This window comes from Candidatus Margulisiibacteriota bacterium (genome assembly GCA_028715625.1).
Taxonomy (GTDB): Bacteria; Margulisbacteria; Riflemargulisbacteria; order GWF2-35-9; family GWF2-35-9; genus JAQURL01.
The window spans coordinates 1-21348 of the sequence record JAQURL010000045.1 but is presented as its reverse complement, the minus strand read 5'-3'; the positions used below and the strand labels follow the sequence as shown (position 1 = coordinate 21348).

The 21348-nt window shown below is 38.9% G+C and carries 29 protein-coding genes and 1 tRNA gene; 7 read left to right on the top strand and 23 right to left on the bottom strand.

What is annotated here, in order from left to right; translation table 11 throughout:
• Window positions 1-209: 209 nt before the first annotated feature.
• The 4 genes from PHV30_08160 to PHV30_08145 all read right to left on the bottom strand — a co-directional run bounded on the left by PHV30_08160 (window position 210) and on the right by PHV30_08145 (window position 2067).
• Window positions 210-294, bottom strand: a tRNA-Leu gene (locus PHV30_08160).
• Window positions 295-355: 61 nt separating this feature from the next.
• The gene (locus PHV30_08155) at window positions 356-964 is read right to left on the bottom strand and encodes a hypothetical protein (protein MDD5456990.1); all 609 of its coding nucleotides are present in this window, start codon (window positions 962-964) and stop codon (window positions 356-358) included.
• Between the two features lie 44 nt (window positions 965-1008).
• Window positions 1009-1686 carry a 16S rRNA (cytidine(1402)-2'-O)-methyltransferase gene (gene rsmI / locus PHV30_08150; protein MDD5456989.1) on the bottom strand — a complete coding sequence of 226 codons (678 nt, stop codon included), beginning with the start codon at window positions 1684-1686 and terminating at the stop codon, window positions 1009-1011.
• A gap of 3 nt (window positions 1687-1689) precedes the next feature.
• The gene (locus PHV30_08145) at window positions 1690-2067 is read right to left on the bottom strand and encodes a polymer-forming cytoskeletal protein (GenBank protein ID MDD5456988.1); all 378 of its coding nucleotides are present in this window, start codon (window positions 2065-2067) and stop codon (window positions 1690-1692) included.
• A gap of 106 nt (window positions 2068-2173) precedes the next feature.
• Here PHV30_08145 and aroE point away from each other — a divergent pair, with 106 nt between their 5' ends.
• The gene (gene aroE / locus PHV30_08140) at window positions 2174-3007 is read left to right on the top strand and encodes a shikimate dehydrogenase (GenBank protein MDD5456987.1); all 834 of its coding nucleotides are present in this window, start codon (window positions 2174-2176) and stop codon (window positions 3005-3007) included.
• Window positions 2901-3974, top strand: a complete 1074-nt coding sequence (locus PHV30_08135; GenBank protein MDD5456986.1) for a GspE/PulE family protein — start codon at window positions 2901-2903, stop codon at window positions 3972-3974. The genes aroE and PHV30_08135 overlap by 107 nt, the downstream gene beginning before the upstream one ends.
• Here the strand turns inward: PHV30_08135 and fliJ are convergent.
• The 7 genes from fliJ to flgB are packed head-to-tail and all read right to left on the bottom strand — an operon-like array spanning window position 3954 to window position 9805.
• Complete coding sequence (fliJ, locus tag PHV30_08130) at window positions 3954-4391, bottom strand: flagellar export protein FliJ (GenBank protein MDD5456985.1); 438 nt, start codon at window positions 4389-4391, stop codon at window positions 3954-3956. The genes PHV30_08135 and fliJ overlap by 21 nt on opposite strands.
• Entirely contained in the window at window positions 4392-5708 is a 1317-nt protein-coding gene (fliI, locus tag PHV30_08125) for a flagellar protein export ATPase FliI (protein ID MDD5456984.1), read from the bottom strand. It abuts the gene before it with no gap.
• Window positions 5695-6405: a FliH/SctL family protein gene (locus PHV30_08120; GenBank protein ID MDD5456983.1), complete on the bottom strand. Its 711-nt coding sequence runs from the start codon at window positions 6403-6405 to the stop codon at window positions 5695-5697. Before PHV30_08120 ends, fliI begins: the two co-directional genes overlap by 14 nt.
• 2 nt (window positions 6406-6407) lie before the next feature.
• On the bottom strand, window positions 6408-7412 hold the full coding sequence (fliG, locus tag PHV30_08115; GenBank protein MDD5456982.1) for a flagellar motor switch protein FliG: 1005 nt from the start codon (window positions 7410-7412) through the stop codon (window positions 6408-6410).
• 1 nt (window position 7413) lies between these two features.
• Window positions 7414-8964, bottom strand: coding sequence for a flagellar basal-body MS-ring/collar protein FliF (gene fliF / locus PHV30_08110; GenBank protein MDD5456981.1), 1551 nt, complete (start codon window positions 8962-8964; stop codon window positions 7414-7416).
• 4 nt (window positions 8965-8968) lie between these two features.
• The gene (gene flgC, locus PHV30_08105) at window positions 8969-9391 is read right to left on the bottom strand and encodes a flagellar basal body rod protein FlgC (GenBank protein MDD5456980.1); all 423 of its coding nucleotides are present in this window, start codon (window positions 9389-9391) and stop codon (window positions 8969-8971) included.
• Between the two features lie 6 nt (window positions 9392-9397).
• The gene (gene flgB, locus PHV30_08100; GenBank protein ID MDD5456979.1) at window positions 9398-9805 is read right to left on the bottom strand and encodes a flagellar basal body rod protein FlgB; all 408 of its coding nucleotides are present in this window, start codon (window positions 9803-9805) and stop codon (window positions 9398-9400) included.
• Window positions 9806-9898: 93 nt separating this feature from the next.
• Here flgB and PHV30_08095 point away from each other — a divergent pair, with 93 nt between their 5' ends.
• Window positions 9899-10579: a helix-turn-helix domain-containing protein gene (locus PHV30_08095; GenBank protein MDD5456978.1), complete on the top strand. Its 681-nt coding sequence runs from the start codon at window positions 9899-9901 to the stop codon at window positions 10577-10579.
• Here the strand turns inward: PHV30_08095 and PHV30_08090 are convergent.
• The 3 genes from PHV30_08090 to secG are packed head-to-tail and all read right to left on the bottom strand — an operon-like array spanning window position 10576 to window position 11991.
• Window positions 10576-11082 carry a hypothetical protein gene (locus tag PHV30_08090; GenBank protein ID MDD5456977.1) on the bottom strand — a complete coding sequence of 169 codons (507 nt, stop codon included), beginning with the start codon at window positions 11080-11082 and terminating at the stop codon, window positions 10576-10578. The two genes, PHV30_08095 and PHV30_08090, sit on opposite strands and share 4 nt — an antisense overlap.
• On the bottom strand, window positions 11082-11774 hold the full coding sequence (locus tag PHV30_08085) for a hypothetical protein (protein MDD5456976.1): 693 nt from the start codon (window positions 11772-11774) through the stop codon (window positions 11082-11084). Before PHV30_08085 ends, PHV30_08090 begins: the two co-directional genes overlap by 1 nt.
• A 10-nt stretch (window positions 11775-11784) precedes the next feature.
• Entirely contained in the window at window positions 11785-11991 is a 207-nt protein-coding gene (secG, locus tag PHV30_08080) for a preprotein translocase subunit SecG (GenBank protein MDD5456975.1), read from the bottom strand.
• Window positions 11992-12119: 128 nt separating this feature from the next.
• Here secG and PHV30_08075 point away from each other — a divergent pair, with 128 nt between their 5' ends.
• Window positions 12120-12806, top strand: a complete 687-nt coding sequence (locus PHV30_08075) for an HAD-IB family hydrolase (protein MDD5456974.1) — start codon at window positions 12120-12122, stop codon at window positions 12804-12806.
• Here PHV30_08075 and PHV30_08070 read toward each other — a convergent pair.
• From PHV30_08070 to PHV30_08055, 4 genes are all read right to left on the bottom strand, one after another.
• Window positions 12801-13490, bottom strand: a complete 690-nt coding sequence (locus tag PHV30_08070; GenBank protein MDD5456973.1) for a helix-turn-helix domain-containing protein — start codon at window positions 13488-13490, stop codon at window positions 12801-12803. The two genes, PHV30_08075 and PHV30_08070, sit on opposite strands and share 6 nt — an antisense overlap.
• A gap of 87 nt (window positions 13491-13577) precedes the next feature.
• Window positions 13578-14552 (bottom strand): iron ABC transporter permease, encoded by a 975-nt coding sequence (locus tag PHV30_08065; protein ID MDD5456972.1) that lies wholly within the window; start codon window positions 14550-14552, stop codon window positions 13578-13580.
• Window positions 14553-14554: 2 nt separating this feature from the next.
• Window positions 14555-15313, bottom strand: coding sequence for an ABC transporter ATP-binding protein (locus PHV30_08060; protein ID MDD5456971.1), 759 nt, complete (start codon window positions 15311-15313; stop codon window positions 14555-14557).
• A 109-nt stretch (window positions 15314-15422) separates the two neighbouring features.
• Complete coding sequence (locus PHV30_08055) at window positions 15423-15821, bottom strand: hypothetical protein (GenBank protein ID MDD5456970.1); 399 nt, start codon at window positions 15819-15821, stop codon at window positions 15423-15425.
• A gap of 106 nt (window positions 15822-15927) precedes the next feature.
• Here PHV30_08055 and tmk (PHV30_08050) point away from each other — a divergent pair, with 106 nt between their 5' ends.
• From tmk (PHV30_08050) to PHV30_08040, 3 genes are read left to right on the top strand one after another with little or no spacing between them, the layout of a single operon-like run.
• Window positions 15928-16662 carry a dTMP kinase gene (gene tmk, locus PHV30_08050; GenBank protein MDD5456969.1) on the top strand — a complete coding sequence of 245 codons (735 nt, stop codon included), beginning with the start codon at window positions 15928-15930 and terminating at the stop codon, window positions 16660-16662.
• Window positions 16659-17309 (top strand): dTMP kinase, encoded by a 651-nt coding sequence (tmk, locus tag PHV30_08045; protein MDD5456968.1) that lies wholly within the window; start codon window positions 16659-16661, stop codon window positions 17307-17309. Before tmk (PHV30_08050) ends, tmk (PHV30_08045) begins: the two co-directional genes overlap by 4 nt.
• A gap of 55 nt (window positions 17310-17364) precedes the next feature.
• Window positions 17365-18144, top strand: a complete 780-nt coding sequence (locus tag PHV30_08040) for a hypothetical protein (protein ID MDD5456967.1) — start codon at window positions 17365-17367, stop codon at window positions 18142-18144.
• A gap of 4 nt (window positions 18145-18148) precedes the next feature.
• Here the strand turns inward: PHV30_08040 and PHV30_08035 are convergent, their stop codons facing one another.
• From PHV30_08035 to PHV30_08015, 5 genes are all read right to left on the bottom strand, one after another.
• The gene (locus PHV30_08035; protein MDD5456966.1) at window positions 18149-18769 is read right to left on the bottom strand and encodes a sugar transferase; all 621 of its coding nucleotides are present in this window, start codon (window positions 18767-18769) and stop codon (window positions 18149-18151) included.
• A 75-nt stretch (window positions 18770-18844) separates the two neighbouring features.
• On the bottom strand, window positions 18845-19780 hold the full coding sequence (locus PHV30_08030) for a type II and III secretion system protein (GenBank protein MDD5456965.1): 936 nt from the start codon (window positions 19778-19780) through the stop codon (window positions 18845-18847).
• A complete protein-coding gene (locus PHV30_08025; protein ID MDD5456964.1) occupies window positions 19773-20099 on the bottom strand; it encodes a hypothetical protein in 327 nt (108 codons plus the stop codon). Before PHV30_08025 ends, PHV30_08030 begins: the two co-directional genes overlap by 8 nt.
• The gene (locus PHV30_08020) at window positions 20096-20716 is read right to left on the bottom strand and encodes a hypothetical protein (protein ID MDD5456963.1); all 621 of its coding nucleotides are present in this window, start codon (window positions 20714-20716) and stop codon (window positions 20096-20098) included. Before PHV30_08020 ends, PHV30_08025 begins: the two co-directional genes overlap by 4 nt.
• Window positions 20713-21348 (bottom strand): ATP-binding protein (locus PHV30_08015; protein ID MDD5456962.1); only part of this gene is annotated, 636 nt, incomplete at its 5' end. The genes PHV30_08020 and PHV30_08015, both read right to left, overlap by 4 nt.

Here is a 21348-nt window from a genome sequence, read left to right as displayed (position 1 = left end):
AATATCGTTTCATTATACCTTTTATACAAATCTATTTTAGAAAAGTTCCGCCAATTATGGCAAATTAAAATTTATTAATTATTGTTATGGAGAAACCTGGCCTGCCAGGCAAGCAAAGCTTTAAAACAATCAACTTGTCCGGTTTGCTCAAAGACTACCCCGTAGCTGGCTTCGCGTGCTCTTGCCACTGCATCTCGCGAAGCTAAACCTGGTGCTGCGGAAGAGACTCGAACTCTTACACCGTGAGGCACTAGCCCCTCAAGCTAGCGTGTCTACCAGTTCCACCACCGCAGCGCTATATGTTCCTTTAGACGCATGCAACATTATAACAAGGAGTTCGACAGGCAACAACTCTTTATCTGGGAATAAACTTGTACAGGTTGGTTAGGGGAATTACTGTTTCTACATATGTACCCTTTACCGCTTTCAAAACCGGAGTTTTGTTGATTATTGGATTATTGACTGATAGCCGTTCAGAAATTAACCGAACTATTCCCTGTTCCTGCTTAAAGAAAAATTTGGTCCGGAATTTCTTGCTGACCGAATATATAAGCACTTCTCCTGCGCAAAATTTAACTGTAATATTTATCAGATTACATAAGCCCATACCCTCATTCCAGGGTACGATGCTAAATAACTGGCAATTTCCTTTACCTGATCTTACGCTGGTTTCCATGCTCTCCGGGAAACCAGGGCCTTCATCTTTGGCGATTATTTGTAATTTACCGGAGTTTACTTTTAATGACAATTTCATCCTAAATCCCGGAATATGTTTATTATTAGCAGCTAAAATTGATAAAAGTGTAGCGGGAACATGCAGTTCGTGTTTGCTGCCCGACCATACCTTGATTAAATGTTGGGAATATCTCAGGCTTTCATTATAGATATTCAGAGGTCCGGTTGTATTAAAATCCTGAACAACAAACTCGGCTTTTAAAAATAGAGATACAATTTTAAAAAACATGATCAACTAATATATCGTGCGCAACCGGAAAAAATTTTTAGGTTTCAGGGATGAAAAAGGACTACCGTGAATTCACCCTTTAACGTAGAGCTTTCCAGCTGTTCATAAATTATTCCTGCTTTGCCTCGCCAATAGTTTTCATAAAGCTTGGTCAGTTCCTTTACTACAAAAACATCAAACTCATCAGAAAATGTCAGGATAGTCTTCAGAGTTTTTATTATCCTTTTGGGAGATTCATAAAATACATATGGGAAATTATCGTCCTTAATATTTTGTAAAAGTGACTGTTGGTGGCTTTTTTGTTGAGGCCAGAAACCTACAAACTGAAATTTTTGTAAAGGAAAACCCGACATCACCAGCGCCGCCACAAACGCAGATGGCCCAGGAATAACCTGTATGGGCAATTCCAGTTCATGAAAAAGATTTACTATCCTGTAACCCGGATCGGAAATAAGCGGCATTCCGGACTCGCTAAGCAAGGCGATATGCAGGGATTCTTTTTTAAGTCGTTCCCGAAATTCTTCCGCTCTTTTTTGCTCGTTATAATTAAAATAGGAAAGAATCGGTTTTTTAATTTTTAATTCAGCCAGCAATCTTCCGGCTGTTCGTGTATCCTCGCAAAGCACAAGGTCACAATTTTTTAATATTTCGATGGTGCGTAGTGGCAGATCCTTAATATTACCGATATGGTTGGCACAAATATATAATACGGAGCTATCCAATCTTTATTCTTCTTCAATCTTTCCAGGAGCTATAATGTCCATATTTACTTTGCCCTGAAAGAGCGCACCTTCATCTACAACCAACCTTTTTCCGGTGATATTACCTATCAGCTTGCCGGTACTAAGAATATCTATGCTTTCCACTACTTCTACATTACCTTCAAGTTCACCTGCCACAATAAGTCTTAAGGCATGGACCTGAGCTTTAATCTTGCTTTGTAACCCTACAAAAACCACTCCCTGTGAATTTATTTCTCCTGTAAATCCACCTTCAATACGAATGGAACTTTCGGTATTAATAGTACCGGTTAAATATGACTCAACCCCAACAATGGTTTGAATGGTTTCGTCTATTTTATAATCTGCCTTCAGAACTTTCATATTTACTCAAAAGTACACCAAACTGCCTTATAGTGTCAACCTGTTTTTGTGCCATCCCAACTAAAAATTTAATGCGTTTTGGGGCGGAGTGTTATAAAATTAAAATATGAACAAACCTGAAAAATATGCAGTTATCGGTTATCCTTTGGGTTATTCCCTGTCTCCTCTTCTGCATAACAAATTTTTTATTGAAGAAAACATTCCGGCCAAGTATATATCATTACCTGTTAAAAAAGAGGAGTTGAAAAATCTTGTGGACTCTAAAGAATATACCGGATTCAATGTAACTGTGCCGCACAAGGAAAACATCATTCCCTATTTGCATGAACTCACTGACATTGCCAGAAGGATTGGTGCGGTGAACACTGTTAAAAAATTAGGCGACTTTTATATGGGCACCAATACCGACGCAGGAGGCTTCCTGCTGATGCTGGAACAAGAAAACAAACCTGAAATGAATAATAAGAACATAATTATTCTCGGGGCCGGAGGCGCTTCCAAGGCTATAAGCTATTCTGCCCTGGAAAGTAACGCGCAAAATATTTATATTTATGATCTGGATGCTGCCAAAACCCAAGCTTTGCTTGATAACTATAAAACCAAAAAATTAAAGGCTCTTCAAACAAAAAAGCAGCTTATTGAAGTATTGGCATCTGCCGATTTTGTAATTAACGCCACTCCGGTGGGTATGGAATCAACCATTAATGAAAGCGTGCTTTGCCTTGATGACTTACAGCTGCTTAAAAAACGTACTCTGGTTATTGATATAATTTACGCGCCGCTGAAAACCAAATTGCTGCAAATGGCCGAAAGCCTGGGGCTGCAAACCCTTAATGGCCTGGGAATGTTGGCCGGACAGGCAATTCTGGCTGAAAGATTCTGGTTTAATAAAAGTATTGCTTATCTGCAAGCCAAACAAATACTGCAAGATGGACTTTAATCCGGTATATTTTGTTAATAGTTTGCTGGAAAAAGCAATTCAAAAAAAGGCTAGCGATATACATTTTCATCCCCAAAAAGATATCGTTTCCATTCAGTTGAGGATTGATGGAATTTTGCAGACAATTGAGTCTGTTCCTTCCGGTTTTTATCTGGAAATCCTTAACAGAATAAGGGTTTTATCAAATATGGGAACTGTCTCCAATAATTTACCTCAGGATGGCAGAATGGAATTCACTTATCAGGATACAAAAAAAGAGCTGCGCATTTCCCTGATCCCTGCTTTTAATGGAGAAAGCCTGGTTATTCGCATTCTCTCCTCCAAAGAAAACATACCCACTCTTGAGGAACTGGGATTAAAATCTGAAATGCTGCAAACTACCAGAGAACTTCTGGCCCGTAAAGAAGGATTAATACTGGCCACGGGGCCGACCGGCAGCGGGAAAACCACCACTATGTATTCACTGCTTTCAGAGCTCTTTACCAAAAACCCCTACTTGCATATTGTTTCCATAGAAGACCCTATCGAATATCAGTATCCCGGGTTCACCCAGATCCAGGTTAACGAAAATACCGGGCTGACTTTCCCGGAAATCCTCAGAGCGGTTTTGCGGCATGACCCTGACATAATACTAATCGGCGAAATCCGCGACAAAGAAACCGCGGATATCGCAGTACGGGCTTCGCTTACCGGCCACCTGGTCTTTGCAACCCTGCATACCAATGACACCGAAAGCAGCATCCATCGCTTCCTTGATTTTGAAGTTAACCCCATCCTGCTTTCCGACAGTCTGCTGGCTGTTTATAACCAGCGTCTCGTTCGAAAAACCTGCGATAACTGTCAGGGTAAAGGCTGTGAATCTTGTCTGGGTAGCGGTTTTAGCGGACGCTGCGCGTCTTTTGAACTCCTGCAGATTAACGCCGAAAAAAGAAACGAAATAAAAAACCTAAGCTTTCACAAACGATAAACGGTTGGATACCTCATCCATAGTCTTTCTTTCTTCTTGCATCAATTCATAAGCATATTGTTCTTTTTGCTTTTCTTTTAATTTTTCCAAGGTTTTTATCTCTCGGCGATTTTCCAGCAACTCCTTACGCTTGGCTTCAATCTTCAGTTCATATTCGTTTATCATCAAAGCCTGATTATATATATTGTTCCGAATAGAAAAATGATAATTTTCCAGAAGCTCGTGTTCTTCGGCTTTAATGCTTTTTATCTCACGTCTTTTTTGATATTCGGTCTCCAATGTTTTTTCAAAATGGGCCTTAACATGTTCATGTTGTTTTTTCTTAAAAAAAAGCCGGTTGAGTTCCTGTTTTAGCAGTTCCTCTTTTTTTTCTTTTAAAGTAAGTATTCTTTGCAGGTTAAAGATAAATTTTTTCATTTATTTACTGAAAGTATCCTCCAATATTTTCACTTCTTCATTAAAAGGGTGATACTCATTAACGGACTGTTTTAAAAAATTCTGTATAGAATCAATCATTTTTTTGGATTTATCAATTTTGGGATTACTACCGTCAACGTAGGCTCCTATGTTAATCAGATCTTCCGCGTCTCTGTATGTGGCCAGCATTTCACGCAAGTTATAATTGGCTTTTAAATGATCTGGCGTAACTACTTCCGGCATAACCCTGCTAACACTATTCAAGATATCAATCGCCGGCCAGATATTTTTCGCTGCTATTTTGCGGTCCAGAACAATATGCCCGTCCAGAATACTTCTGGCTGTATCTGCGATCGGCTCATTCATATCGTCAGAATCAACCAAGATGGTATAAATGCCGGTTATGCTGCCAATATCACTCATACCGGCCCGTTCAAGAAACCGGGGCATAAGCGCAAAAACAGATGGCGGGTACCCTTTGGTTGTGGGAGGTTCCCCTATGGTTAAGCCTATTTCCCGTTGAGCCATGGAAAATCTGGTAATAGAGTCCATCATAAGCAAAACACTCTTGCCTTTATCCCTGAAATACTCGGCAATAGCTGTTGCAGTTTGCGCACCCTTTACGCGGATCAGCGCAGGTTGATCCGATGTAGCCACAATAACTACTGACCTTTGCAAACCTTTTTCACCCAACGATCCTTCAATAAACTCTTTAACTTCGCGGCCTCTTTCTCCGATAAGAGCAATGACGTTAATATCAGCTTCAGTGTTACGGGCAATCATACCCAATAATGTTGATTTACCTACACCTGACCCGGCGAAAATACCTATTCGCTGGCCGCGCCCGATAGTCAGACAACCGTCTATGGCTTTGATGCCCACACCTAATGACTGTTTAATACGTTTTCTTTTTAACGGATTGGGCGGCACGCCATAGATGGAAATCATCTTTTCCGGTTCCACCGGCGGTTTGTCATCCATCGGTTCTCCAAGTCCGCTCAGCACTCTGCCCAGCAACGCTTCGGAAACAGCAATTTTTAAAGAATCATCGGTAGATTCCACGATATCCCCTGGGCTTATCCCGGCCATATCACCCAATGGCATAAGTAAAATCTTGTCTTCACGGAAACCTACAATTTCCGCCATAATGGTGCGTTTCTCATACTTGGTTAGTATCCTGCAGATCTGCCCGACAGGTGCCAATGGTCCTGAAGCCCCTATTACCAAGCCTGAAACATCAATAATCCGTCCCTGGGGAATAATAGTCTTTATTGCCTGAATTTTATCCAGATAAGTGTTAAGGTTAACCCTGTTCATTAAAGAACGCTTCTCTTATTTTTCGGACCTGGGTTTCAATCTGCGCATCGGTAAGACCTGAAGACATTTCAAAAATTACTCCACCCCGGCTTACGGCATTATTCTTTTCAATGCTAAATTCGCTTATCATGCCGCCTTCTTTTTTTATTTCATCAGCATGTTGTACCAGTATTTCATAGTCCTGAGGATTAGCTTTAATGGTTACTTTCTTTCGTTCGGTAATTTGGGAAATAATATTTTTTATTATTCTGGTCAGCAGTTCTTCATTGAACTCCATTTCCGAAAGCACAAGTTTTTCTGCTATTTTCAAAGACAAAGCCGCCAGGTCTTGCTCCTGTTGAGCATAAATCCTGGAGGTTTCCATCTCAATATTTTCTTTGCTTTTATCTATATATTTTATAAAATCATCAAACTTACGGATTATTTCTTCCTTGCCCTGGGCCATTCCTTCCTCATGTGCTTTTCTTTTGATAACTTCGGCTTCCAGCATGGCGTTTTTCTTTTGATTCTCCACATCCTGACGATAAGTTTTTTCAATCGACATTCGTTCTTGCAGCAAGAACTCAGCTATGTTTTCTCCCTGTTGCAACAGTTCAACAACTTTATTTTCACTATAAAAAACAGAGAGGTTAGGAGCTATACTTTTCAAGTTTCTGGTTACCATATCTTCGAGTTTAATAATTTTATCCGTAATCATAATCAGACAAATTCCTCGGTTTCGTCACCGCGCGCCACTGTAATCTGCCCTGCTTCTTCCAGATTGCGGATAATATAAACAATTTTCTGCTGGACCTCTTCAACCTGTTTTACTCTTACCGGACCCATATATTCCATTTCTTCCTTGAGTGTCTGCACTGCTCTGTCTGATAAATTCTTGAAGATTTTTTCCTTCAATGGATCGCTGGCTGTCTTCAATGCAACCGGGAGGTCTTTCATGTCAACATCCTGTAATATTCTCTGTATCGTACGATCATCCAGCTTGAGCATATCTTCGAAGACAAACATCAAATTTTTAATTTCGTTAGCCAAAACTTCATCAACGTTATCCAGATAATCCAGGATTTTTTTCTCTGTAGAACGGTCTACTCTGTTAATAACATCGACTAGAGTTTTTACTCCGCCTGTGCTGGAAAAATCCTGAACAATATAGGCTGATATTTTATTTTCCAACACTTTTTCAATTTGCCGTACAATTTCCGGCGAGGTCTGGTCCATAACAGCTATGCGTCTGGCTACTTCCGGCTGCAGATGATCAGGTAGCATCGAAAGTATAACTCCTGCTTTTTGCGGCTCGATATAGGCCAGTATAAGGGCAATTGTCTGCGGCTGCTCATCCTGTATGAACCTTACTACATGGGATGGTTCGGCTTTTTGCAGAAATTCAAAAGGCATGGTTTGAATTGTAGTAGTCAACCCGCTGATTATTCTATTAGCTTTTTCTTTGCCCAGCGCCTGTTCCAAAATTTCCTGAGCGTATTTTACGCCGCCCCGGGATATATAACTCTGCGCCTTGCTCACATGAAAAAACTCTTCAATGATGGCTTCCTGTTCTTTGGGAGAAACTTTAGGAATTTTGGCTATTTCCAGAGTAAGTTCTTCTACTTCTTCTTCTTTTAAATGCTTAAACAATTGAATAGTGGGTTCTTTTCCAAGAGCCAGCATAAGCAAAGCAGCTTTTCGTTTTCCACTTATTCGGTCAACCATACTAGTCCTCTGACAGCCATCTTCTTAAAATTTTGGCAAATACTTCCGGATCACTGTGGATCATATCCACTATAGTATTTTTCATGGCTACTCGCTTCTGATCCTCAGGGCTGAGTTCTGCTTCCTCTTCCATAACTACTTTAGGCACTTCTTTGGTTTTACCAGCGCTGACATTGACACCCCAGGAACCCCCTGAAACAGATATAGCCGATAATTTTTTCAGGCTGGTACGGGCATAAATTACAGTTAATATCAGAAGCAGAGTAAGCCCTATATTCTTGCCCAGATTAGCCAGAAATTGATTGCGCTGTGACACTTTTATCTCTTTTTTGTCCTGTTCCAGAGTAGATTTATCAAATGGGAAGGTACTGAAGGTTAAAATATCTCCTCTTTCTTTGTTCAGGCCTGAAGCAGAGGATATGGCATCAATCAGATTATTTTTTTCGTCATCTTTAATTTTGCGGTCCAAAATTACAGCGATAGTCATCCTGGTTATGGCTCCCGGTGCTTTACTGAAATGTTCCATTTTTTTAGAAAGCTCATAATTCTTGGTCTCATCCAGTTTGGTGTAATTGGAATTCTGGGCGTTACCCTGTCCGGCAGCCGGAACATTGACCCCAGCTGGAGGAGGCGAATTATTACCCTTGAACCCTTCTTCAACCGACCTTTCACTTCGCACCAGCGGCTCGGCTGAGGGTAGGTACAACTCGCTGTCGGATTTGGTTTTATCAAAATTCATATCCAGGTTGACGCGTACGACTGAAGTATTGTTACCGAATACTTTATTGAGCATGCTCTCAATCCGATTTTGAATAATACGCTCGTACTTCTTTTGAACTTCTACCTGTTTCATGCTCAGGCCCGCATCCACTTCCTCGTCTTCGGAAAAGCTGTATAGTACATTACCATTGGTATCCACAATTGTTACATTTTTAGGTGCCAGCCCCTTTACCGAACTTGCGACCAAATGCACAATTCCATTTATCTCGTCGCTGTTCAATGTCTGATTACCTAAAATATCCAGAACCAGAGATGCAGATGCTCCCTGCTTGTCTTCTACAAATAAAGAATCATCCGGCATTACAATATGGACCCTGGCACCGCGTATCTGCTTGATACCTGTAATTGTTCGGGCCAGTTCGGTTTCCAGCGCTCTTTGATAATTTACTTTTTGGGTAAACTCCGTTGTCCCCAGTTTGAACTGGTCAAAAAGCTCATAACCGAAACCACTGGTTTTGGGTAAGCCTTCTGAGGCCAATGAAACTCTGGCTTCACGTACTACCTTGGAAGGGACCAGAATAGTTGTGCCGTCCGCGGCCAGCTTATAGGCTATATTTTTTTCAGCCAGCTTTTTTACCACTTCACCGGCATCCTGTTGCGTCAATCCCGAATAAAGGGGAACAAAATCCGGTCTTATGCCCCACATGGTCAGAGCAAATAAAGAAACAAAAATAACAGTACCCAGCAAAAAAAGAGTTATCTTCTGAGCTGTGCTCAGTTCTTTTAATACTCCGACTACTTGTTCGAAAAGAACCTTAAAAAAAGCAGGCATCTTTCTAGGCGCCTATTTGCAATGCTTTAGCGGCCATGTTTTTTGATGCATTAAAAACTGCCACGTTGGCTTCATAAGCCCTCGTTGCGTCCATCATATAAACCATTTCTAAAGCTAAATTGATATTGGGTTTTTTGACATAACCTTTTTCATCTGCCAAAGGATGTGTCGGATCATAATCCAGACGTGGCGGGGTCTCGTCTTTCTTTATTTCGGAAACATAAACCGTGTTTGTCATGTATTCTCCCAGCATGGCTCCAAAGGAAGTCTGTTTATTGCTGATTACCGGGACTTTTCGACGATAAGGACCTCCGTCTTCAGACTGAACGGTATTTACGTTGGCCAGGTTTTCGGAGATTATATCCATAACCTGACGCTGAACGCTCATTCCGCTGCTTGATGTTGTTGCTGTTGTGAAAAAACTCATAGTTTATCAGGCTGTCCTTCCGGCAATTACATCTTTAATATTTTTATATTTCTTACTAATTATCGTCGCCAATGAATTATAATAAAGGTTATTTGTGGTCATATTTACTACCTCTTTGTCCAAATCCACATTATTGTTATCGGTCTTTATATCAGTTTCATTCGGATATGTAGTATAAAGATTTCTTTCCATAAATTCGGAACTTATTGATGCGGATGACATATGTTTTTCATTAGTTACAGTTAAAGGTAATGTATCGTTTATATTATGTGAAAGCATATTTTTAAAATCCAAATCTTTGCGTCGGTAATTTGGCGTGGACACATTTGCTATGTTGTCCGCTATCAGTTCGTGCCTTCTTACCGAGTAGGATAATCCCCGTTTCAAACCCTCAAAACTATTATCGAAAAGCATTAATAGAAATAATAACAACCTAATGTTTGAGTGTCAATTTAAAACCCAAGTTTTCTTTGCTTCCAAGCACAATTTTTGTGCTATAATTATTTCGTGGACCATCCCTATAAAAATAAAGATATTTGTAAGCTCACCGGATGCAGCCACCGACAATTACAATACTGGGAACTTAAGGGCTATATTAACCCTGTTTACGGTAGTCGAAATATTCGTTATTACAGTGAAGATGATCTGAATAAAATCAAGCAGATTATAGATAACAAAAAAAATGGCAAATCGTTAGGTGAAGCTTTTGTTATTAGCTCCCAGCATTTAAATCCGAACAATCTTGATTCCGAATATTTCAGCCATACAAATGAAGTTGAAAAGGAGTGGCTACAGGTCAATGAAGAACTGTTAACTGTTTTGGAAACAATTTATCACAGGGAAAACAGCATACCACGATTCCCCTATTTTATTTATAACCAGACCGAACTGGAAGACCTTAAAGATTTACAGGAAGAAGCTAAAAAATTAAAACAAAAAAAGGACTCTCTCTGGATATTGATTACCGAATCAAATAACCGCTTAATCGAAGCTCTGCCCAAAGAACCTGAGGAGCTACCGAAGGTTGAATTAAAAAAAGACACTCCCGCCTATTCTCCGGATCAACTGGTTATTTTATGGATAAAAAAATTCGGCAACACCAATACTTCCGAAATTAGAGATCTTATTACCAAAAGATTACTGAATGGAGAAAGTATCGAATCGATTTCAGACGAACTTCAGGCCTAACCGCTGGTATCAAATTTGGAAACAGGCAGATCTCCGTTCATTTTATTAAAAAAAGGTAACCGTTTTTTAGTAGTATATTTTTCTTTAAGTCCACGTTCCTGGCCAATATGCTGCAATCTGTTTTTAATAAGTTCCATTTGTTCTTTTATTTTATGGGTCAGTTCCTGCTCGGACTTGGAAATTTTGGATATCATATCAATTATGGTCATGTCCGTATTCTTTATTTTTTCTACCAGCTGCTGATCAATATTGTTCAATTTCCCTGCGGTATACAGCGCGGCAATTTCTTTTCTCAGCGGTGAAAGCTCTGCTTCAATTTCCTGAATATCCTGCATCATTGACCTTTTTTCGATCATCATTTCGTTAAGTTTTTCAGGCTGATTAATGTTAGGCAAAAGTTCCCGGTTATATTTTTCCAACTGCATGAAAAATTTTTCATACACTTTGTATTCTTTGATCTGCATGGATTCGGCAATTTTAAGTTTGGCTAAAAGTTGGTCCATTATAGGTACTCTGCGAAGCCGATTTTCTTTAAATTTTCCTTATTCAGCATCATTAGAGATAAATCCTTTGTCCTTTGATTCTCAGACTCAATAATTCCTTTAATAATTTCATCCTTTTCTTCTTCCGTCAAATCGGCTTTGCAATATCCGCAAGGATCCTTAAACTCAACCAGCTTCGTTTCAAAATTTATCTGATAAGGGGAACGACGGCAAGCTATAGGTTTTATTTTCTGAATTCTACAACCCTTGTACTCGTCATAAAAAACACAGCGACTTCCAATTTTTTTTAAAAATGGTACATATTCATTATTTAAGCCATAAAACAACAGAACATTTATCTCATTAAAAACAGTTTCATCTTTTGAATCCAGATATTTTTCGAGCAAAATTGTGAATCCCTTAAAATTACCTTGTATCTCCTGCGTGTAACCGTTATCCACGAGTCTGGCGACATCCACCAGAGTCAAAGGGATTTTTCCGCTAATATGTGCGCAACAATTATTTTTACAAGTGTCGCATTGGGGATATTTCAATGCTTCTTCACTAAACCCCTTAACAAATTTTTTAGTTATTTTTTTAAAATTTTTATTTAGTTCTTTGGGATATTTTCCTTTATTTATACCTTCTTTTACGAATTTAAGAAAATCGTTCCACAAAAAATCGAGTTTGTCTTCCAGGGTCAGCTTAACCATTAATGAAAGCCTATCTGATTAAATTAATCAAAAAAGAAGAGCTCAAAAACACAACAGCAAAGAAAGCCGTTAATTTATTCAGGCCCTTTTCCAGTCCCTTCTGAGTCGCGAATACTCTTGCCTGCGAGCCGATTGCGCCCAAACCTTCACCCTTTGCGGAATGAAGCAAAACCAAAATTATAATTGCCATACCTGAAATAAATTGTATGCCTAACATGAAAACTCTCACTTATTGCCCTCCTTTTTAGTTAAATTATATATTATATCGCTCTACCTCACAACAGAACGCTTAATTCTACGTTAATTTTCTTGATTTGTCCGCTTTATTAGCTTAAAATATTACAGATGACCTCCAGAAAAGCTGTTTTTATTGATATTGATAATACTATAATTCATGGCACTACGGTAAACATACTTGTGAAGTTTTCATACAAAAACGGTTATATACCTATTACCATAATCCCCAAAGCTTTTTTCTGGTATTTCCTTTATAAAATGAATTATATTAAAGACTTCAGCGGAATTGTGCAGAAAACCTCGGTTCTTCTGGAAGATATCCTTAAAAATATTCCGGCCAAAGAAATTAATAAAATTTTTAAACAATGCTTTGAAAAAGAAATAAAACCCATGATTTATAGCGAATCAGTGCAAATGCTGAATGAATTTAATAAAAAAGGGTTCGAAATATTTTTCATATCTTCCACCTTCGAACCATTGGCTACGCTAATCAGGGATCATATCGGTTTTGGCAGTGTCATAGCCACTAAACTGGAAGAAAAAGATGGATATTATACCGGCAAAATAAAGGGAAAAGTTTGCTACGGAGTAGAAAAACTGCTGAAAATTGAAGAAGTTACCAAGGAGCGCCAGCTTAACCTGAAAGACAGCTATGCTTTTTCCGACCATATTTCCGATATCCCCATGCTGCAAAAAGTTGGGCATCCTGTAGTAGTTAATCCCTGCAGTCAACTGAATAAAACAGCTAAAAAAAATAAATGGGAAATCCGAAACTTTAAATTCAATAAATTATAATTTATATTTCTTAAGCTTATAACCTATCATTCGTTCGGTTATGCCCAGATTTTTGGCAGCCGCAATTTTCTTACCTTGCACACGCTTGATCATTTCTTTGATTATTTCTTTTTCAGCTTTATCAAAGACTTCTACCATACGGATTGACTCCGGAAGATTCTTGGGATTAACTATCAAAAATTGCCCGTCTTTAAACGTACTCATGGTTTCCTGCTGTTTATCGGCAACTGCGGTTGGGGGAACGATTGATTGAACATTTTTGTTGCTCAATAAAGAATAAATTTCCAGATTTCTTTGCAGATACTTGCTTAAAAAATCAAATAAAAGCTGTATTTGTTTGATTTTTTTTACCAGCATATAATCCTTGCCCGGTATAACATACAAATAAAGTTCCGGCTGCTGGCCGGTTTGCAAACGGGTATATAATGTCTGGATATCCGAAACCTCTTCCACAGTCTTTTTATTCAACTGATATACGTTGGTGTCCTTGAGCTTGACCACTATTTTTTCCCATGTATATACAGAAGGATTAAAACCCAGCTCAGCGGCGGTTTTTATGCCTATTTCCTTAAACTTGAACCGAATATATAGATAGCTGAATAGTTTGTCTTTAAATTCCGTTTCATCAGAATAAAAAGGAAGTTGCAGTATTTTTAATATTTCTTTGTAGATTTTTTTACTCATTTATTTCATTTTATAGAATTTTTAGCTTTTAAGCAAGCGGAGTAAGCTCTGTACCCTGCAATTGCTTTCAATAATTACAAAATTGTTTCAAGCCGGCTTTTTCATTAAGTAATATATAAAAAATATCGCGCCCAGAAATGACGTTATCACACCAACAGGAACCTCCAGGGGCGGCATAACAATTCTGGACAACACATCAGCGCTCATGAGCAGTATCCCGCCCAAAAATAAAGAAGACCAAAACAAAAATGTATGTTTTGAGCCTACAATGAGCCGGCAAACATTAGGAATTATCAAGCCTACAAAGGCAATAGGCCCTAAAAAAGCAATCACTGTACCGATCATAACTGAAGTAACAACAATCAGGAACCAGCGCGTTTTTTGCACTTCAACACCTTTACTCTGCGCGAATTCCTCACCCAGACTCATCAGGTCCAACTCTCTGTTTTTTTTATAAATCAGTGCCATACAGATAATGGCAACAATAGACAGAACAATTAAAACTTCATAAGAAATATTCTGTATACTGCCGATAAGCCAATGCATGACCTTAAAAGTATTCAGATAGTCCATCTGCATTTGTAAAAAAATAATAAGACTGGAACATAAAAAATTTAATGCTACTCCCAGCAGCAAGATACGGTCTCTGTTTTGAATACTATTTACTCTGGAAAATATGTACAAACACATAATGGCTATAAAGGTAGCCACTATAGCCAGCAAAATTGAGGCATCCAGAAAATGAAAGCTCCATTCTGCTCCTAAAAATAAAGCCAATATCGCGCCCAGAGAAGCGGCGCTGGAAATCCCCAGGGTATAAGGAGTGGCCAATATGTTGGCAAAAATAGACTGAAAAGCAAGGCCGGAAATTGCCAGCATAGCTCCTGTTACAAAACTGATCAGGACACGTGGCAGCCTGTAGTTGAAAAAAATAAAAGCTGCTTCAGGGTTGTGAATTATATCTTTGAAACCAAGAAAATGAAGTCCGCATAAAGGATAAAACAGCAACAAGATTAACGAAATAATTCCAAGTATTATTACTATTTTTGAGTTTTTACTCATAATTAAAATAAAAGAATTTCATCCCCGATTTTTATTTTTTTAAATTTCCTTTCAAAAAAATCTTCAAAAGAATCAAGTGAACCCTTTAAAGGACCACTATAAAACACCTGTCCTTTTTTTAACATTAAAATATTTGCCTGTTTATAAAACATTGTAAAATAAACAGGATGCAGGTTATGTATGACCATTATCAAGGTTTTCTTCTTGTAGAACATTGTTCCCAGTAGATTTGTAATATTGGAACACTCAGTCGGGTCAAGAAAGCTAAAGGGCTCATCCAAACAGACAATTCCGGAGCTTTGCAAATAAACACCGGCCAGCATTACCTTCTGCAGTTCACCACCGCTCAAGGTTTGAATATACCTTGAGCTTAAATCTTCTATGCGAAAAGCCAACAAAGCGTCTGCATAAAGTTTCTGGTCCAAACCATTTTTCTGATAGGCATATTGGGATAATTGTAATAATTCTTTAACTGTAAAAGGAACATTAAAAACCGGTTTCTGAGGTAAATAAGCTACATTTCTGGCGCATTGCTTCTGAGTAAACCCGGCTATATCCTTTCCTTTAATAAATACGGAGCCTGACTGTAGTTTCAATTGTCCGGACAAACACTTTAACAGAGTTGTCTTTCCCGCGCCGTTAGGGCCCAGGACCAACCAAACATCTTTGTCGTTAACCTCCCATTTTATGTCTGACAAAATTGTCTTTTTGTCAAATTTATAAGTCAAATTTTTAATCTGGATAGCTATTTTATTGTTCATTGGGATTCTTCTAAAAAGAGAAAGCCCTCGTTCGTACAGGGGGGGGGAAATCGAGGGCTTTCTTTCTTAGTGGTAAGCATACCACATTTTTTTAAAATTGGCTATATCTTCAGGATATTTTTTTGCCGGCTTCATCATAAAGCCGTTTATAGAACATCAAAAAAATATCATAGATGTCGGCTCTCAATAAATTATCTTTCAGGTTGAGTTGCTGACTAACGCCCTCTTCGCTGTAAGAGGCGCAAAAAGGAGGCTGTTCGGCCATATCCAGAGAATCCAGAATGCCATCTATGTCCGTTTCGTCCAGATTATTATTCAACTTTTTTAAAGTCCCTCTGATCTTTTTTTTGAATTCGGATTTTGTTTTAACATCCTTAAAAAACAAATTGTAGATAACTTCAGCATTGGCCGCTTGCACAGCGCCTTTATCACCCTTAACATTGGACATAGCGCTGAATACTGTTTGGTTAATGATTTGATTTAAATTAGGACCCTGTATATTGACCATGTTTGATTATCCTCGTCTAAAAAATTACCGCAAAAAACCCCACCTTTTTTTTAGGTATGTGTTATGATATAGTATAGCAAAGCCAAGGTAAGTAAGCAAGTTTACTATGTTATTTAATAAAAAAAAGAACTCCAATTCAGGCAATGATATTGAAATGATAGTACCGGATCAGGAAAACAGCATTTTGGTCCCCCATCCTTATAAAGGCATCCTGATTACAGTAGAAGGAACTGACGGCTCCGGAAAATCAACACAACTCAGCCTTCTAAAAAAATGGCTGGAGTCGGAGGGTTACGGCACAATCTTCACTGAATGGAACTCGTCGGAACTTGTATCCAGCATTATAAAAAAAGGCAAAAAAAAAGGTATATTAAATAATACTACATTTTGCCTGCTGCACGCCACAGACTTCGCAGACCGTCTTTACAACATAATTATTCCAGCCTTGAAGGAAGGCCGGATAGTGCTGGCTGATCGTTATATTTATACAGCACTGGCCAGGGACGTGGCTCGCAACTGCGACCCGGTCTGGGTTAGAAATCTGTATTCATTCAGTTTGAAGCCTGATGGGGTTTTTTATTTCAAGGTCCCGGTCAACACCAGTTTGGAACGTATAACATTAACCAGAATTCCCAATTATTATGAAGCGGGGATGGATATGAAATTAAGTAATGACCCTTTAAAAAGCTACTTGATGTTTCAGTCCAAGGTTATTTCCGAATATGATTCTATGGTAAGCGAATATGGTTTTGAAGTGATTGAGGGGACTGCGCCTATTCCTCTGCAGCAAAAAATTTTCAGGGAAAAAGTGCTGCAGATTATTAAAAGGAAATCTTTATGAAAAAAAATACCTACCCAGGCAAGCTCATCGTGGCTGAAGGGCTGGACGGCAGCGGCAAAACCACTCAATTCAACCTGCTGAAAAACTGGTTGGAAATCAAGGGACACGCAGTAGAGGTGACCAAACGCAAAGAATCAGCTCTGGTCGCTCAAACCATTAATCAGGCCAAAGAAGATAAAAAATTACTCCCAATTACTTACAGTCTGATCCATGCAGCCGACTTCGCCGATATTCTGCATCGCAAGGTTGTTCCTGCCCTGAGTTCAGGTTTTACCGTGCTGTTCAACAAATATATATACACTTCAATTGCCAAGGATTATCTGCGCGGTCAGAATAAAGACTGGGTTTTAAAGTTATATGACTTCGCTCTGGAACCGGACCTTGTTTTTTATTTCCGGATCCCGCTGGAGGAAGCACTGGAACGCATGACCCAGGAAGAAAAAGAAAAGGATTATTACGACAGCGGTATGGATATAGGTTTCGGCCCCAATAATTATATGGCGCTCAAAAATTTTCAAGCCAAACTGGCCGAGCAATATGAACTCATGGCCAAAATGTATAACTTTACAGTAATTGAAGCTGCCAAGCCTATTCAGCAACAGCAGCAAAAAATGAAAAAAGATATTGAAAAGCTGCTGGACATATAATAATTCAATCGTTGAATCCAAGCCAAAGACAAAGTACAATAACCTATAGAGATTTATGAACAGATTTTTAGTATCAATTCTGCAATATGATGTTTTAAAAGATTCTTATTTGAATTTTAAAACTATTGAAAAAATGTTTGCTGTTGCCGGTGGCAGAAAGTCCAAATTTGTGGTTCTGCCGGAAATGTTTGCCTCTCCTTTCAATTATGATGAGTTTGACGAATTTTCCAAGCATACAATTGAAATTTTAAAGTTTCTGCAAAGCAATGCGAAAAAATACGGATTTTATATTATCAGCGGTTCCCTGCCTGTAAAAAATAATCGCGGCGAAAAAAACTATTTTAATCGTTCTTATCTGATCTCTAATGAGGGAGCGGTTATCGGCTATTACGACAAAATCCATGTTTTTTTCCAAAATGAGGAGGATCAGTACTTTATGCCCGGCAATAAGATCCCGGTTTTCCAGACCTTTTACGGACCGATCGGCATTCAGATCTGTTTTGATGTTCGCTTCCCGGAAAATATCAGAGAAATGGTCAAGCAGGGACTAAAGATACTCTTTGTTCCGGCCCAGTTCCCCAACCCACGCAAAGAACACTGGCTAAATCTGCTTAAAGCCCGGGCCATTGAAAACCAGATTTATGTTATCGGAGCCAACCGCATCGGTAAAATAAATGATGACCTGAGCTATTTCGGGCACTCCATGATTATAGACCCCTATGGCGAAACACTGGCAAACGGCTATGAAAAAGAAGGCGTTATTTCCGAATATGTAGACCTGGATTTTCTGGATGCTTACCGCAAAAGTTTTCCGGTTTTGAACTGGTTAAAGTAATTTTCTATTCATCAATCCGGTATGTAGCATATCTGCTTGACCGAAAAAAATACTTGATGGTATCTGCTATGGCTTTGAAATAAAGATATAGAGATTCGTTTTTAATGTAATTGATATCCTCAGCCAACCACAGGTCATCATGTTGTTTGTCGGAATTTTTGAGCACACCTTCGCTGGTTAACCCTGGTAGAATGTTTTTTCTAGCGTTCCAACCTTGATACTTTTTGGCCAACATTATATCCAGTTTTTCCGGGATAGGCCTGGGCCCTACCATAGACATTTCTCCCTTAAGGACATTCCATAATTGCGGAAATTCATCCAGATGCCATTTTCGCAAAATATATCCGATGGTAGTTAAATTTTTCCTGCCTCCATCTGTCGGCTCTACTTCCATGGTCCTTAATTTGTACATTTTAAAAACTTTGCCATGGAGGCCTACCCTGTCCTGAATAAACATTATGGGGCCGCGGGCTTTGTCATTAATGGAGCCGTTTAACCAGATCAAAAACGCTGCCAATGGGTAAATTAAGGCGGCCGATATTAAGAAAAAACCAGCTGAAAGAATAATATCCGCTATTCTTTTTTTGTAAAAAATTTCTACTTTTGTAGCTACAATTTTGTTCATGCTGACCTTAACCTTAAGAAATAAAACATTGAATATATATCGGCTAAAAGTCCTGGGTTATGCAGGATTTATTAATTATATTCTGATTATAGTCGGGGTTAACAGAAAAATTACTTCTGTTTCCTCATTTTCTACGGTCTGCACCTGGAACAACTGCCCGACAAAAGGAAGGTCGCCGACCAGGGGAAGTTTGCTGACATTCGTACGCTGATTACTGTTGGTAAGGCCACCCAGGATAATGGTTTCCCCGTCTTTTATCTGACAAAGCAGATCTACTTCGCGACTGGATAATACAGGATATTCTCCACCTATTGTTGCCTTCCATTCTTTAATATTACTGATAGCTGTAAAGATATGAGTATTAATAATGTTGTCCGAGACAATCTTTCCCTTTATTTTCAGTTGAATGCCAGCGTCAATATATTGCAGCTGCCAGCCGGATTTGCTGCTGGAATAATCTACAGGCAGGGCGTAAGGGATACGCTCGCCTACTTTGATACAGGCTTCCTCCTCAATGATGCTGGTTATTTCCGGGTTAGCCAGTATCTTGGCTTCTCCGGTTTTTATTAAAAATGATAACTGCTCAAAAAACTGTTTTATTCCTTTGAGTTCGCTCATTTTTATCTGGTTGGCATATTCCTGCCAATCCATTCCCATTTTCCTTAATTCATTGGAATTAATTTCAATTAACTGCGTTGAATATTTGATGTTGGGACGGGCAGTATCTATTTTTTTCAGGAACAGTTCAAACCTGTCCAAATCATTCTTGTCGCCCAATGCCATGACAATTTTTTTGGAACTGCTGTTACTGATACGCAGATTTGGGAATAAAGTTGTGAATACATTAATAATATCGGGTTCTGATAAAAAATTATAGGTTATTATCCTGGGTACCGGTTTGGGAGCATTATTAGAATAGACCGGAGCAGAATAGGCCGGGCTGCCGGTAAATACCGCCTGCGCGCAGTAAGCAGTGCTTAACAGAAAAACCAAAAACACATATTTATTCATGATTGTTCACCGCCTGAAATACTGCCAAAGCCTTTTTGGGATCAATTTTTAAGGAAATAATCCGCTGATTATTACTGCGCCGCAAAAAGGCAAGAAGATTATCCAACTGGTGTTGGGAAAAATTTTCACAGCTATATTGACCATCTGTTTGTAAATCCCAGTCGCTTAAATGTTCTTCAATCACCGGATTATTTTTACTTTTTTTATCATTTCTTGAATTGTTAATATGAATAGTGTTCAGATTTTCAAAAAAAATATAACTATTAATCGACAACAACAAAGCTGCCAGAAGCATACTGGAAGCCAGCACCTGTTTCATAACTGTCCTTTCAGAGTAATAAAAAAATAAGGCCCAGCCTGATAAGCGGTTAATTTACTTTGCCAGTTATAAACCAGAATTTTTTTGTTGAAATTTTCAAGCTGCTCCTGATCCACATAGCCGCTTAGCTCAAAGTTGCTGTTAGTAATCTCCAATTTTTGAATGCACAGTGGCAGGACCATTATCCTGTTTAGAAAATTTAGGTAAAGCTCATTTGCTGACCTGACGTTTTTTATCTGACATATTTTCTGTTGCTCCGAATAAATCCGGTTATTACTTTTGATTTGCTGCTTATGAATAATTTTGAAGTGGCAAGAGTTCTGCAGCAATACAATGTAATTCAGTCCACATATAATCAACAAATATAAAACATATTTTTTATAGTCTTTCAACAGCAACTTTTGTTTTTTTTGAGCTTTTAGTAACAGGCAATGCTTCTGACTTTCCGGATATTTAACCTCCAGACTGTCGGCGTTAACAGTATATTCATAATAATAATCTCTTTGCGGAAATTGCAGTCTCTCGGAAAGATGCAGTTTGATAAGCTCCTCAGCATTTATACCCTTTTTGAAAGGAATGGACATACTGTTTATTGATGGTTCCTGCATGCCGGTCATACCGTATAGTCCAGCTGGGCCCTGTATTGCAAAGCTTCCAGCAAATGTTGTTGGTTAATTTTTTCTTCCTGCTCCAAGTCAGCAATAGTGCGGCTAACCTTTAAGAGTTTATGTATGGCCCTGGCGCTTAAAGCGAATTTTTGCACGGTTAATTCCAGAATTTGGCGGGCTTCACTATCAAGTTTACAGAAACAATCAATGTCGGCTGTTTTCATGCGGGCATTCACTTTTAAGTCATTTCCGGAAAACCGTTCCTGTTGAATATTTCTGGCCGCGGCAATCCTTTTCTTGATTTCCTGTGACGATTCGCCGTCCGGCAGATTTAATAGTTCATTTTCTTGCACAGGTTTCATTTCCACGACCATGTCAAAACGGTCCAGAAGCGGTCCGGAAATTTTTTGCAGATACGTTTTCTTTTTAAAATCGGAACAGGTACAAATTTTAACAGGATGCTGACTATAGCCACAGGGACAGGGATTAGCGCTGGCAATCATAATAAAGGAAGCGGGGTAACTAAATGAGTTCAGCGCTCTGGAAACATGCACAACGCCGTCTTCCATGGGTTGCCTGAGGGCTTCCAGCACATATTTGTTAAATTCGGGGATTTCATCCAGAAAAAGTACACCCTGATG

Coding starts and splice junctions, on each gene's coding strand:
- PHV30_08040 (MDD5456967.1), top strand. CDS start 17,365: ATGAACAGATTTTTAGTATCAATTCTGCAATATGATGTTTTAAAAGAT.
- PHV30_08075 (MDD5456974.1), top strand. CDS start 12,120: ATGACCTCCAGAAAAGCTGTTTTTATTGATATTGATAATACTATAATT.
- PHV30_08020 (MDD5456963.1), bottom strand. CDS start 20,716: ATGACCGGCATGCAGGAACCATCAATAAACAGTATGTCCATTCCTTTC.
- PHV30_08025 (MDD5456964.1), bottom strand. CDS start 20,099: ATGAAACAGGTGCTGGCTTCCAGTATGCTTCTGGCAGCTTTGTTGTTG.
- PHV30_08035 (MDD5456966.1), bottom strand. CDS start 18,769: ATGAACAAAATTGTAGCTACAAAAGTAGAAATTTTTTACAAAAAAAGA.
- PHV30_08090 (MDD5456977.1), bottom strand. CDS start 11,082: ATGGACCAACTTTTAGCCAAACTTAAAATTGCCGAATCCATGCAGATC.
- aroE (MDD5456987.1), top strand. CDS start 2,174: ATGAACAAACCTGAAAAATATGCAGTTATCGGTTATCCTTTGGGTTAT.
- PHV30_08065 (MDD5456972.1), bottom strand. CDS start 14,552: ATGAGTAAAAACTCAAAAATAGTAATAATACTTGGAATTATTTCGTTA.
- tmk (MDD5456968.1), top strand. CDS start 16,659: ATGAAAAAAAATACCTACCCAGGCAAGCTCATCGTGGCTGAAGGGCTG.
- flgC (MDD5456980.1), bottom strand. CDS start 9,391: ATGAGTTTTTTCACAACAGCAACAACATCAAGCAGCGGAATGAGCGTT.
- fliF (MDD5456981.1), bottom strand. CDS start 8,964: ATGCCTGCTTTTTTTAAGGTTCTTTTCGAACAAGTAGTCGGAGTATTA.
- PHV30_08145 (MDD5456988.1), bottom strand. CDS start 2,067: ATGAAAGTTCTGAAGGCAGATTATAAAATAGACGAAACCATTCAAACC.
- PHV30_08120 (MDD5456983.1), bottom strand. CDS start 6,405: ATGATTACGGATAAAATTATTAAACTCGAAGATATGGTAACCAGAAAC.
- PHV30_08135 (MDD5456986.1), top strand. CDS start 2,901: ATGGCCTGGGAATGTTGGCCGGACAGGCAATTCTGGCTGAAAGATTCT.
- PHV30_08085 (MDD5456976.1), bottom strand. CDS start 11,774: ATGGTTAAGCTGACCCTGGAAGACAAACTCGATTTTTTGTGGAACGAT.
- PHV30_08055 (MDD5456970.1), bottom strand. CDS start 15,821: ATGGTCAATATACAGGGTCCTAATTTAAATCAAATCATTAACCAAACA.
- secG (MDD5456975.1), bottom strand. CDS start 11,991: ATGTTAGGCATACAATTTATTTCAGGTATGGCAATTATAATTTTGGTT.
- fliG (MDD5456982.1), bottom strand. CDS start 7,412: ATGGTTGACCGAATAAGTGGAAAACGAAAAGCTGCTTTGCTTATGCTG.
- PHV30_08030 (MDD5456965.1), bottom strand. CDS start 19,780: ATGAATAAATATGTGTTTTTGGTTTTTCTGTTAAGCACTGCTTACTGC.
- flgB (MDD5456979.1), bottom strand. CDS start 9,805: ATGCTTTTCGATAATAGTTTTGAGGGTTTGAAACGGGGATTATCCTAC.
- tmk (MDD5456969.1), top strand. CDS start 15,928: ATGTTATTTAATAAAAAAAAGAACTCCAATTCAGGCAATGATATTGAA.
- PHV30_08070 (MDD5456973.1), bottom strand. CDS start 13,490: ATGAGTAAAAAAATCTACAAAGAAATATTAAAAATACTGCAACTTCCT.
- PHV30_08155 (MDD5456990.1), bottom strand. CDS start 964: ATGTTTTTTAAAATTGTATCTCTATTTTTAAAAGCCGAGTTTGTTGTT.
- fliI (MDD5456984.1), bottom strand. CDS start 5,708: ATGAACAGGGTTAACCTTAACACTTATCTGGATAAAATTCAGGCAATA.
- fliJ (MDD5456985.1), bottom strand. CDS start 4,391: ATGAAAAAATTTATCTTTAACCTGCAAAGAATACTTACTTTAAAAGAA.
- PHV30_08060 (MDD5456971.1), bottom strand. CDS start 15,313: ATGAACAATAAAATAGCTATCCAGATTAAAAATTTGACTTATAAATTT.